Source organism: Erwinia sp. STN24 (genome assembly GCF_041320675.1).
GTDB lineage: Bacteria > Pseudomonadota > Gammaproteobacteria > Enterobacterales > Enterobacteriaceae > Erwinia > Erwinia aeris.
This window is the reverse complement of sequence record NZ_JBGGPM010000001.1, coordinates 672,178-684,100: the sequence shown is the minus strand read 5'-3', so window position 1 is coordinate 684,100 and position 11,923 is coordinate 672,178. Positions and strand designations below refer to the sequence as shown.

Below are 11,923 nucleotides of genomic sequence, written 5' to 3'. Positions count from 1 at the left end.
ACCTTAAAACGCTTTGCCGCTGCGCTCTAGCTCTTTTTAACGCCTTAAAAATTAAAGAATAGCTTCGAGCGCGGCCTGCAGGCTGGTTTCCGGGCCGGTCAGCACCGCCAGCGTGGTATTGATCTGCTTTGCCGCGCCCGCCATCGAACTTTGCGCCAGCACGATACAGCCCAGCGCACACTCGTGGCGATCGCGAATATAGTGCGCGATCTCACGATGGTAGCCATCCATATCCCCCTGGTTGAAAAAGGCCCAGGCGCGCGGGATCAGTTCTACGGCCAGACGGCTGCCGGGAATAAACGCCTCGAACAGCCGCGTGGTGGCCGCAAGCGTAGAATGGGCGGTGCAGAGCACCAGCACCGCGCCGTGATAGTGCGAGGCCGCCTTCGCCAGCGCCGCGTCCACGCGAATAACAGGCTTGCTGAAACGTTTAGGATCCAGTGCCACCACGCCCAGCGTGGTACAGGTGACGATCACCGCATCGGCCTGCTGGCACAGCTCGTCGAGGATATGGCTGACGGCCGCCTCAATGTCGGGAGTCACTTCGCCCGCTTCTGCCGCCTGAGTTAACAGCTCGCTTTGCACGCAGTGCAGCAGCTGAACCTCATCATAATCCAACGCTTGCAGCGCCTCTTCAAACAGCACTATGTTGCTTCTTGCCGCATGCAGACAGGCTATGGTTGCCATCTTGCTTTCTCCTGAAAAAGGTCTTTTGCCACTGTGGCAAATTCTTTAGCGCTTTGCCAACACTTCGGCCCTTTCCGTCACTTTTGTTTCACTGATGGATCACCATGCTGGTGCAATGCGCCAGCCTGAAGCAGGAATTTAACGAAACGATCGTTTCACCCGGCGCGCGGACTGGACGCATTCCGTCGCCATAACGCCTGTATAGTTCAGATTGTTTCACCCCGCGCGAACCGGACGGCGCAACTGGTACAAAAGTTGCAAAGCCTCCAGGGAAGCCTGAAGGAGAAACAGATGAAAGCATTGATTATGGGCGCGGGGATCGGCGGCATGTGCACCGCCATTGCGCTGCAGCGTTTTGGTATCGAAACCGCAGTATTTGAAGCGGTAAAAGAAATTAAGCCCGTCGGCGCGGCCATCTCCATCTGGCCCAACGGCGTGAAGTGCCTGAATTATCTGGGCATGAAAGAGCAGCTGCGGGCGCTGGGCGGCATGATGCAGACCATGGCCTATCATGATGCGCGGACGGGCAATCCTCTGACGCAGTTCAGCCTGGCGCCGCTGATTGCCGAGTCCGGCGAGCGCCCTTACCCGGTCGCGCGCGCGGAATTACAGTCCATGCTGCTGGGACACTATGGCTTTGACCGGGTACGGTTCGGCAAACGCGTGGCGAGCGTGGAACAGCACGATCGGGGCGTGACGGCCTTTTTTACCGACGGCAGCGAGGCGCAGGGCGATTTGCTGATTGCCTGCGACGGCGCGCACTCCGCCGTCCGTCCTTACGTGCTGGGACAAACCGTGCCGCGGCGCTACGCGGGCTATGTTAACTGGAACGGGCTGGTGGCGCTGGACGAAAGCATCGCGCCAGCCCGGCAGTGGACGACCTTTGTCGGCGAAGGCAAGCGCGTTTCGCTGATGCCGGTGGCGAACAACCGCTTTTACTTTTTCTTTGACGTGCCGCTGCCGCCGGGGCTGGCGGAAGATCGCAGCACGCTGCGCGCCGATTTGCAGCGCTATTTTCAAGGCTGGGCCGCGCCGGTGCAGAAGCTGATTGCGCAGATCGATCCGGCCACCACCAACCGTGTGGAAATCCATGATATCGAACCGTTTCCTCAGCTGGTAAAAGGCCGCGTGGCATTGCTGGGCGATGCGGCGCACAGCACCACGCCCGATATTGGTCAGGGCGGCTGCGCGGCAATGGAGGATGCGGTAGTGCTGGCAAACTGCCTGCAAACGCATTCGATGGGTATTGAAGACGCGCTGCTGCGCTATCAGGCCCGGCGCGCCGGACGCGTGAAGGATCTGGTATTGAAAGCCCGCAAACGCTGCGACGTTACGCACGGCAAGGATATGGCCGTCACGGAGCAGTGGTATCGGGAACTGCAAAGCGAAACCGGCGAGCGCATTCTTCAGGGCATGTGCGACACCATTCAGGGCGGGCCTTTCGCCTGACTCACGCCAGCGCGACGGTGGCTGCCGTCGCGCTGAAGACGCCGTCAGCCTTCTTCTTTTAATCCCCGGTTAATCAGCATGGCTTCGATTTCCGGTTCTCTGCCGCGCCACTGTGCATACAGCGCTTTCAGATCCCCGCTGTTGCCGCGCGACAGAACGGCGTCGCGGAACCGCTGGCCGTTTTCCCGCGTCAGGCCGCCGTGCTCGCTGAACCAGACAAAACCGTCGTCGGCCAGCATCTGCGTCCACAGATAGGCGTAGTAGCCTGCCGCATAGCCGCCGCCCCAGATATGCTGAAAATAGCTGGAGCGATAGCGTGGCGGCACGGCGGCGAGCGCGATTTGCTCGGCTTCCAGCGCCTGCTGTTCAAAAGTGGCGACGTCCTGCTCCTGCTGGTCAGCGGCCAGGCTGTGCCAGTGCATATCCAGCAGCGCCGCGGCCAGCAGCTCGGTCATGTCGTAGCCTTTATTGAACTTGCTGGCGTTGATGATTTTCTTATGCAGCGCCGTGGGCATCGGCTCGCCGGTTTGATAGTGGCGGGCGAAATGGCTGAATACCTGCGGATCGCTGGCCCAGTGTTCGTTAAGCTGAGAGGGGAACTCAACGAAATCCCTGGGCGTGGCGGTGCCGGAAAGCGAGGGATAACGCTGTTCGGCGAACAGACCGTGCAGCGTGTGGCCGAACTCGTGGAACAGCGTAATCACGTCGTCCCAGGCGAGCAGCGCGGGCTGCCCTTCAGGCGGTTTGGGATAGTTGCAGACGTTATAAATAACGGGCTTAGTGCCGAGCAGCGTGGACTGTTCAACAAAATTACCCATCCACGCGCCACCACCCTTGTTGTCGCGCTTGAAATAGTCGGTATAGAACAGCGCCATCGGTTCGCCATCGACGTCCAGAATTTCATAGACGCGCACGTCGGGATGGTAAACCGGGATATCGCTGCGCGCCTTAAAGGTAATGCCATAAAGTTGGGTGGCTGCCCAAAATACGCCGTTTTCCAGTACGTTATTCAGCTCAAGGTAAGGTTTGATCTGGTTTTCATCCAGATCGTAATTCGCCTTGCGCACCTGTTCGGCGTAGAACAGCCAGTCCCAGGGCTGAAGGCGGAAACCGCCCTGCTGCTGGTCAATCACCGCCTGAATATCCGCCGCCTCGCGGTTAGCACGCGCGGTGGCGGCAGGCACGATGGCACGCATAAAATCGAGTGCGGCCTGGGGAGTTGAGGCCGTCTGATCCTGAAGCTTCCAGTCGGCATAGCTGGCAAACCCCAACAGCTGCGCCTGACGCGCGCGGATGCTGGCCAGATTAGCGATCGGCGCGCGGGTATCGTTGCCGTCGCCCTTTTCAGCCCGTTGCCAGGCAGCCGAAAACAGCGCCTCCCGCGTGTCGCGGTTGCTGAGGCTTTGCAGAGCCGGCTGCTGCGTGGTGTTTTGCAGCACCAGCAGCCACTGCGGCTGCAGGCCTTTCTCCTGCGCCGCTGCGGCGGCCGCGCTCAGTTCGGCCTCGCTTAACCCTGCCAGCGCTGCCGCATCGTTGACGGCAAGCCCGCCCGCTTTGGTCGCCGCCAGCAGCTTATTGGTGAACTGCGTGGTCAGCGTGGCCGCCTGCTGATTCAGCACCTTCAGCTGCGCTTTTGTGTCGTCACTGAGGCTGGCCCCGGCGAGCTGAAACGCCTGCCAGGTTACTTCCACCAGGCGCAGCGATTCGTCGTCCAGCCCCAGGCTCTGGCGCTGCTGGTAAACGCTGTCGAGACGTGCAAACAGCTGGCTGTTTAGCCGGATATCATCCTCCAGCGCCGTCAGCCGTGGCGACATCTCCTCGTCAAGCTGCTGGAGCAGATCGCTGGTGTTGGCTGACGTCATGGCGTTAAACACGCTCTCCACGCGCCGGAGCATCAGTCCGCACTGCTCCAGCGCCTGATAAGTATTGGCGAAGGTCGGCGGCTCGGCGCTGTTGGCGATGCGCTCTACCTCTTCCCGTTTTTGCCGCATTCCCTCTTCCAGCGCCGGACGATAGTCGGCTTCGGTAATGCGATCGAAAGGCGGCGCCTGAAACGGCAGCGGGCTGGGCTGGCTGAACGGATTAGTGGGCATGGCATGACTCCTTATCGACTCTCCGAATAGGCGAAACGGGCGGCATCAGGCAGGCATGCTGAACAGCCTGGTCAGCGTCTGGATTTGCCGATCGTCCGATGATAAATCTTTAACAATCAGATGTAAGGGTGTAGCACGTCTGCCGCCGTGCGTCATGGGAAGAATTTTCAGCGTGCCGGCAGCCAGCTGCGAGGCGATACGCTCTTCCGGCAGCCAGCCGTAGCCGACCTGCGCGATCACGGCCTCCGCCGCGGCATCAATGGTGGAGAAAGTCCAGCATTCGGCCGCATCGAGGCTGTCGTCCTGGCCGTCGGATTCCCGCTCCGCGATGCGGATAAGCGGGTAAACCGCCAGATCCTCGCCGCTCAGCGGTGCCGCCTGCTGGTGCAACGGATGATCGCGATGCGCCACCGCGACAAAATCAATATTCATCAGCCATTCTCCCCGACCGGTCAGATCCTGACGACGCGTCAGCACCATCACGTCCGCTTCCGGCCTTTCTGCCGCATTGCTTTCCAGCACTTCGGTAAGGTTTACCTGCGTATGCGGATGCTGCTGCTGAAACTGCCGCAGAATGGTAAACAGGCGCCCGCGCGGGAAAATGGCATCCACCACTAAATCCAGGCGCGTCCGCACGCCCGTGGTCAACAGAGCGGCATGGGCTTCCACATACCAGAACGCTTTCAGCAAGGGTCTGACCCGCGCCAGCAGCTGCTCGCCCGCCGCCGTCAGTACGGTCCGCCGCCCTTCAGGCCGCAGCAGCGCCACGCCCAGCCTTTCCTGCAGCAGCGCGAGGTTGTAGCTGACCGAAGACTGGCTGCGGCAGGTCGCCTCCGCTGCTTTCGCAAAGCTGCCCGACTCCACCACTTTCTCCAGCAGCGCCCACTGTTCCAGCGTCGTTTTATGCATGATTGATTTAATTATCAGATGAATTTGACTTAAAATTAGCGTTATTAATTCAGAAAATAAACCGATAAAGTGTCAAAAAAACACAGGAGGATAAGATGAAATTCGATCGAAATGACCTGAGCGGCTTTATCGGTAAACACCTGGTTTATACCTACGACAACGGCTGGAATTACGAAATTTACGTCAAGAACGAGCAGACGCTGGATTATCGTATTCACAGCGGCATGGTCGGCAACCGCTGGGTGAAAGATCAGCGGGCTTATATCGTGCGTGTCGGCGAGGAGAGCTATAAAATTTCCTGGACGGAGCCGACCGGCACCGACGTCAGCCTGATAGCTAACCTGGGCGACCGCCTGTTTCACGGCACCATCTTCTTCCCGCGCTGGGTCATGAATGACCCGCAAAAAACCGTTTGTTTCCAGAACGAGCATATTGCGGAAATGGAACGCTATCGCGAAGCCGGCCCGGCTTATCCAACGGAAATTATCGATGAGTTCGCGACGATCACGTTTATCCGCGACTGCGGACCCGATAACGACAGCGTGATTGACTGTGCGGCCAGCGAGCTGCCTGCGAATTTTCCTGATAACCTCAAATAATCAGTCAATCAGATATTATCGCGTGACCTGACGCGCTTCTCCTTTTCCCGGCCAGCCATGCTGGCCGTTTTATTGCCCATAGCAGGCAATAATCTCACCCGCTACCGCTACCGCAATCTCGGCGGGCAGCTTGCCTTTCACGTCAGGCAGGCCAATCGGGCAGCGCAGGGTATCCAGCTGCTGGCGACTGAAGCCCTTGCCCTCCAGCCGATAATCAAACCGCTGACGTTTGGTCGCCGAGCCAATCACCCCGAAGTAACGATAGTCGCCGCGCGTCAGGATCGCCTCGCAGAGCGCCAGATCGGTGGGATGATGGTGGGTCATCACCACGTAATAGCTTTCCGGCGGCATCTGTTTCACCGCGTCGCGCGGATCTTCCGGGCAGCAGATCGTCACCCCTTCCGGCACCTGAACGAACTGCTCTTTACGCTCGTCTACCCAACAGACATGACAGGGCAGCGTCGCCAGAATGGTGACCAGCGCCCGGCCTACGTGGCCTGCGCCAAACACCGCTATCTGCGGCTGCGGCTGGATCAACGGCTCAAACAGCACGGAGGTCATGCCGCCGCAGCACTGTCCAAGCCGGGCGCCCAGGTTGAAATGCTCGCTACGCGGTTCGCTGCTGCGCGTCGTCAGCATCTCTCTGGCAAGGGCGATGCACTGATATTCCAGATGGCCGCCGCCGATGGTCAGAAAAGATTGCCCGGCGGTGACAATCATTTTGCTGCCGCTGTCGCGCGGCACCGAGCCTTTTTCCTCCAGCACCGTCAGCAGTACGCAGGGCTCACGCTTTTCGTGTAGCGAGGCCAGTATTTTAATCCAGTCGTCAGGTCGCATTATGTTCCCTCATTTTTTCTGCCCCCCAGAAGACCCTTTCCGGCGTGGCGGGCGCATCCAGCAGCGGGTGCTGACGGTAGTCGCCAACGCTGGCTACGGCATCCTGGAGCGCGCACCAGGCGGCAATCCCCAGCATAAACGGCGGCTCGCCCACCGCTTTGGAATGAAACACCGTATCTTTGGGGTTTTTACGGTTTTCCACCAGCGTAACCCGCAGATCCGCAGGCACGTCGCCAATCGCCGGAATTTTGTAGCTGGCGGGGCCGTCGGTCATCAGGCGGCCCTGCTCGTTCCACACCAGCTCCTCGCTGGTCAGCCAGCCCACGCCCTGCACGAAGCCGCCCTCAACCTGGCCAATATCGATCGCCGGGTTCAGCGAGGCGCCGACGTCATGCAGAATATCCGCCCGCAGCAGCCGATATTCGCCGGTCAGCGTATCGACAATGACCTCCACGCAGGCCGCGCCAAAGGCGTAGTAGTAAAAAGGCGTGCCGCGCCCTGCTTCACGATCGTAATGAATGCCGGGCACTTTGTAGTAGCCGGTCGCGGCAAGCGGCACCTGGTTCAGCCAGGCCAGCTGCGCCACGTCCGCAAAGGTGAAATGTTTTTCGCCTGCCCTGACGATGCCGTTGCTGAAGCTGACCTGCTCAGCGCTACAGTTATGCAGGCTGCACAGCATAGCCGTTAATCGGTCGCGCAGGATCTGCGCCGCGTTCTGGGCGGCCTTACCGTTAAGATCGGTGCCGCTTGAGGCGGCCGTCGGCGAGGTATTAGGCACTTTGCCGGTATCCGTTGCGGTGATCTGGATGCGATCGACGTCGATTTGCAGCACTTCCGCCACGATCTGCGCAACTTTGGTATTAAGGCCCTGGCCCATTTCCGTGCCGCCGTGGTTAAGCTGTACGGTGCCGTCGGTGTAGATCAGGATCAGCGCGCCCGCCTGATTAAGGAAGCTGGAGGTAAAAGAGATGCCGAACTTCACCGGCGTCAGCGCCAGGCCACGTTTCAGATAAGCGCTGCCGTGATTAAAGGCGGTGATTTCGCGGCGGCGGGCCGCATAGTCCGCGCTGGCCTCCAGCTGCGCGGTCATCTCCTCCAGCAAATTGCCTTCCACCTGCTGGTGGTAGTGCGTGACGTTACGCGTTTCTTTGCCGTAATAATTGCGTTTGCGTACCTCAAGCGGATCGAGGTTCAGCTCGCGGGCGATATGATCCATGATCTGCTCAATCGCCACCATGCCCTGCGGGCCGCCAAAGCCGCGATAGGCCGTGTTGGACGCCGTATTGGTACGGCAGCGATAGCCGGTGATCAGCGCGTCGCCAAGATAGTAGGCGTTGTCGGCATGAAACATGGCGCGATCGACGATCGAACCAGAGAGATCCAGCGAATAGCCGCAGTTGCCGGCCAGATCGATTTTTACGCCGCAGAAGCGCCCATCGTTATCCACCCCTACGTCATAGCGCACGTAGAAGGGATGCCGCTTGCCGGTTATGTGCATATCGTCACGTCGCGCCAGCCGCATTTTCACCGGTCTGCCCGTCTGCCGCGCCGCTACCGCGCACAGGCAGGCGACGCCGGCGGCCTGCGTCTCTTTACCGCCAAAGCCGCCGCCCATCCGCCGCATATCTATCGTCACCTTGTTCATGGTGATCCCCATCACCGACGCTACCAGCTTCTGCACTTCCGTCGGATTTTGCGTGGAGGAAAAAACCTGGAGCGACTGGTCTTCGCCCGGCACCACCAGCGCAATCTGCGTTTCCAGGTAAAAATGCTCCTGGCCGCCGATGTGGAACTCGCCCTGAAGCCGATGGCTGGCGCGAGCGAGCGCGGCTTCCGCGTCGCCCCGCTGGTGCACATGCGGCTGCTGCACAAAATGCGCTTTCGCCAGCGCCTCTTTGACGTCCAGCACCGGCGTCAGCGGCTCGTACTCAATAATGGCCGCTTCCGCCGCCCGGCGGGCCGCCTGCGGGCTTGACGCCGCTACCGCCAGCACGATCTGTCCGGCATACTCTACGACGTCTTTTGCCAGCAGCGGATCGCCCGGCTCCAGCGGCCCGATATCCCCTTCGCCCGGCACGCTTTGCCAGGTCAGCACGCTGACCACGCCGGGAATGGCGTAGCAGGGATCGGTATCTATGCTGAGGATGCGGGCGTGCGCATGCTCGCTAAGGCGGGGACAGAGATGCAGCATGCCCGGCAGCTCCAGCCTGTCGTCGATGTAGATCGCCTCGCCGGAGACGTGCTTATCCGCGCTCTCGTGCTTATTGCTTTTACCGACGCCGCTCTGAATGCCTGCCTGATACTGCCGGGCGATAACGTCAGCCGCCACTAAGGGACGATTATTGGACATAGTCTGTTACCTCCAGCAGGGTTAGCTCTTCCGTAAGCGAAGCGTGATAGCGACGCAGCAGGTTCTTCGCTACCTGTAACCGGTAGGCCGCGCTGGCGCGGAAGTCGCTCAGCGGCGTAAAGTCCTGCTCCAGCGCGCGGCAGGCCAGCGCCAGCGACTGCTGCGTCAGCGGTTTGCCCACCAGCGCGCTTTCGCAATGGACGGCACGTTTTGGCGTTGCCGCCATGCCGCCGAAGGCGATACGCGCGGCGGTTACCCGGCCGTCGGCGTCGCGCTCCAGCATAAATGCACCGAAAACGGCGGAAATATCATCTTCCAGCCGCTTGGACACCTTCCACGCGCGGAAATGTTGTGACGCCGTCACTTTTGGCACCCTGATTGACAGGATAAATTCGCCGGGCTGTAGCGCAGTTTTGCGATAGTCCACGAAAAATTCATCCAGCGGCAGCGTGCGGATTTGCGAGCCGCGCTGAAGCGTCAGCGTTGCGTTGAGCGCCAGCAGCATCGGCGGGGTATCGCCGATGGGCGAGCCGTTGGCGATATTGCCACCCAGCGTGCCGCGATTGCGGATCTGCAACGAAGCGAAGCGCTCCAGCACCTGCGCGAAGGCAGGAATATGGGGCCGCAACAGCGTGGCGCAGGCTTGAAGGGAAGCGCCCGCCCCCAGCACAATCGCCTGCTCCTCTTCCCGACAGGCTTTCAGCGCTGCTATCTGATCCAGGGCGATAACCAAAGGCAGCGGTTTATAGCTTTGCGTCACCTGGAGCGCTAAATCCGTGCCGCCCGCCAGCAGCTTCGCCTCCGGATGCGCCAGCAGCAGTTCCGCCAGGCGATCGAGGCTTTTCGGCAGCAGGCAGCGGTTGCCGTTGAACGCCAGCTCCTGCTCTTCGCCGTTGTGGATCGCCATCAGTTTTGCCACCGTCTGCGCCTCGCGCTGCGCAAAGCTGTCCGGCTGCGGCCGTTCGCAGACCTGACGCGCCGCATCAATAATCGGCCGATAGCCGGTGCAGCGGCACAGGTTGCCCGCCAGCGCCTGCTCCGCCTCTTGCCGCCGCCAGCCTTCACTGTTTTTTTGCAGCGTAAACAGCGACATCGCAAAACCCGGCGTGCAAAAGCCGCACTGCGAGGCGTGGCACGTCGCCAGCGCTTTTTGCACCTCGTGCAGCTCGTCGCCCTGGCGGAGATCCTCAACGGCGATCAGCTGTTTGCCCTGAAGGCTGCTGACAAAGGTGATGCAGCTGTTGACGGTTTCATACACCATTTTGCCCGCCTCGACGCGCCCCAACGTGACCGTACAGGCACCGCAGTCGCCCGAAGCGCAGCCCTCTTTGGTGCCGCAGCGGCGCTGGTTCTGGCGTAAATAGTTCAGTACGGTGGTTTCAGGATCGAGACTTTGCTCGGTGACCAGCGTCTGGTTCAGTAAAAACTGGATCATGCGGCTTTCTCCTCGCTCTGCGGCTGCCAGACCAGTTTGCCGTTGACCCAGGTACAGGCGATATTGCGATCGTCGCCCAGCGTCATCAGCACAAAAAGTTTCTCCCAGATATCGCGGCTGTTGACGCAGCGCAGCTTTTGCAGCGCCGAGACGGCCGGATCGAGCACCACGAAGTCCGCCTCTTTGCCGGGCTGGAAGTTACCGATCTTATGATGCAGATCCAGCGCCTGCGCGCCGCCGAGCGTGGCGTGGTAGAACGCCTCACAGGCGGCCATTTTATACTGCTGTAGCTGCCCGACCTTGTAGGCTTCGCCCAGCGTTTGCAGCATATTAAAAGTGGTGCCCGCGCCGACATCCGTACCGATGCCCAGCCTGACGTTTTTTTGCCAGCAGGTTTGTAGCTTAAACAGGCCGCTGCCGAGAAACAGGTTAGAAGTAGGACAGAAGGCGACTGCCGAATCAGTCTGATGCAGGCAGTCCCACTCGCTATCCTCCAGATGGATGCAGTGCGCGAAGACGCTGCGGCGGCCCGTCAGCTGATAATGGTGATACACGTCCAGATAGCCGTCGCGCTCGGGGAAAAGCGCGTTGACCCAGGCAACTTCCTGCGGGTTTTCGCTCAGGTGGGTGTGCAGCCAGATATCCGGATAGGCTTCCTTCAGCTGCCTGACCTTTTCCAGCAGCGCTGGCGAAGAGGTTGGCGCAAAGCGCGGCGTCAGCGCATAGCTCAGGCGCCCGCGATTATGCCAGCGCTCAATCAGCTCGCGGGTTTGCCGGTAGCTCTGTTCGGGCGTCTCGGTCAGGTAGTCCGGCGCATGGCGATCCATCATGACTTTCCCGGCGATCAGACGCATTCCCAACCCTTCGGCCGCGCTGAACAGCGCATCCACCGATTCCGGATGCACGGTGCCGAAAACCAGCGCCGTGGTGGTGCCGTTACTCAGCAGCTGGTGCAGAAAAAAGGCCGACATCTTTGCCGCGTGCTGCGGACAGTGATACTGGCTCTCTACCGGGAAAGTGTACTGTTGCAGCCACTCCAGCAGCTGCTCGCCGAAAGCGCCGATCATCTCCGTTTGCGGATAGTGAATATGGCTGTCGACAAAACCCGGCACAATAAGCTTGCCTCGGTAGTCGGTTATCGGCTGCCCGGCGGCGAGCTGATGCTGCCCCGCTTCCCACGTCTGAAGCGAAAGAATTTCGCCTTCGCACAGCAGCAGCAGGCCGTCTTCAATGTAGCGGGCGTGGGCCGGCAGTTCTTCAGGCTGGCTGACCGGTGCGGTGATATCAAAAAAACTGCCGCGAATGGCGGTGATGGATGGCATAGCGCTTCCTTCTGAACAAGTCTTCGGCAATCAGTGAACGGCCTGCGTTCAGAGTTGCAATTGCTGTGCCACATTAATAATCGGAATTTATATGCTATTTATCAGTTACTTAAATATGGATGCATTAAGAAACCCTGAATGAATCGAGGCAATCGTATGCGCAACCGATTGCAGCAATCAGCAAACGATTGCCTGCTTTTTTTCTTGCGCAGCGAGCAGTTTTTCCCTGTGCCATTGCACCG

Annotated in this window: 9 protein-coding genes; 2 read left to right on the top strand and 7 right to left on the bottom strand. The window is 60.0% G+C overall.

Annotation, left to right across the window (positions count from 1 at the left end; genetic code table 11):
• Positions 1-51: 51 nt before the first annotated feature.
• Positions 52-687 (bottom strand): aspartate/glutamate racemase family protein, encoded by a 636-nt coding sequence (locus ACA373_RS03260; protein WP_301250941.1) that lies wholly within the window; start codon positions 685-687, stop codon positions 52-54.
• A 291-nt stretch (positions 688-978) separates the two neighbouring features.
• Between ACA373_RS03260 and hpxO the strand changes: the two genes are divergently transcribed.
• Positions 979-2,136: an FAD-dependent urate hydroxylase HpxO gene (hpxO, locus tag ACA373_RS03255; RefSeq protein ID WP_253454331.1), complete on the top strand. Its 1,158-nt coding sequence runs from the start codon at positions 979-981 to the stop codon at positions 2,134-2,136.
• A 44-nt stretch (positions 2,137-2,180) separates the two neighbouring features.
• Here the strand turns inward: hpxO and dcp are convergent, their stop codons facing one another.
• Together dcp and ACA373_RS03245 are read right to left on the bottom strand one after the other, a co-directional pair.
• The gene (gene dcp, locus ACA373_RS03250) at positions 2,181-4,229 is read right to left on the bottom strand and encodes a peptidyl-dipeptidase Dcp (protein WP_253454332.1); all 2,049 of its coding nucleotides are present in this window, start codon (positions 4,227-4,229) and stop codon (positions 2,181-2,183) included.
• A gap of 45 nt (positions 4,230-4,274) precedes the next feature.
• A complete protein-coding gene (locus ACA373_RS03245) occupies positions 4,275-5,138 on the bottom strand; it encodes a LysR family transcriptional regulator (protein ID WP_370734001.1) in 864 nt (287 codons plus the stop codon).
• 95 nt (positions 5,139-5,233) lie between these two features.
• On the opposite strand from ACA373_RS03245, the gene ACA373_RS03240 reads away from it, so the two are divergent.
• Complete coding sequence (locus ACA373_RS03240; protein ID WP_125290081.1) at positions 5,234-5,737, top strand: phenolic acid decarboxylase; 504 nt, start codon at positions 5,234-5,236, stop codon at positions 5,735-5,737.
• Between the two features lie 69 nt (positions 5,738-5,806).
• On the opposite strand, the gene xdhC is transcribed toward ACA373_RS03240, so the two are convergent.
• From xdhC to guaD, 4 genes are read right to left on the bottom strand one after another with little or no spacing between them, the layout of a single operon-like run.
• Complete coding sequence (gene xdhC, locus ACA373_RS03235; protein WP_125290082.1) at positions 5,807-6,574, bottom strand: xanthine dehydrogenase accessory protein XdhC; 768 nt, start codon at positions 6,572-6,574, stop codon at positions 5,807-5,809.
• Entirely contained in the window at positions 6,564-8,924 is a 2,361-nt protein-coding gene (gene xdhB, locus ACA373_RS03230; protein WP_253454333.1) for a xanthine dehydrogenase molybdopterin binding subunit, read from the bottom strand. Before xdhB ends, xdhC begins: the two co-directional genes overlap by 11 nt.
• A complete protein-coding gene (gene xdhA / locus ACA373_RS03225; protein WP_370734000.1) occupies positions 8,914-10,359 on the bottom strand; it encodes a xanthine dehydrogenase small subunit in 1,446 nt (481 codons plus the stop codon). Before xdhA ends, xdhB begins: the two co-directional genes overlap by 11 nt.
• A complete protein-coding gene (gene guaD / locus ACA373_RS03220) occupies positions 10,356-11,681 on the bottom strand; it encodes a guanine deaminase (protein WP_370733999.1) in 1,326 nt (441 codons plus the stop codon). The genes xdhA and guaD overlap by 4 nt, the downstream gene beginning before the upstream one ends.
• Positions 11,682-11,923 lie beyond the last annotated feature (242 nt).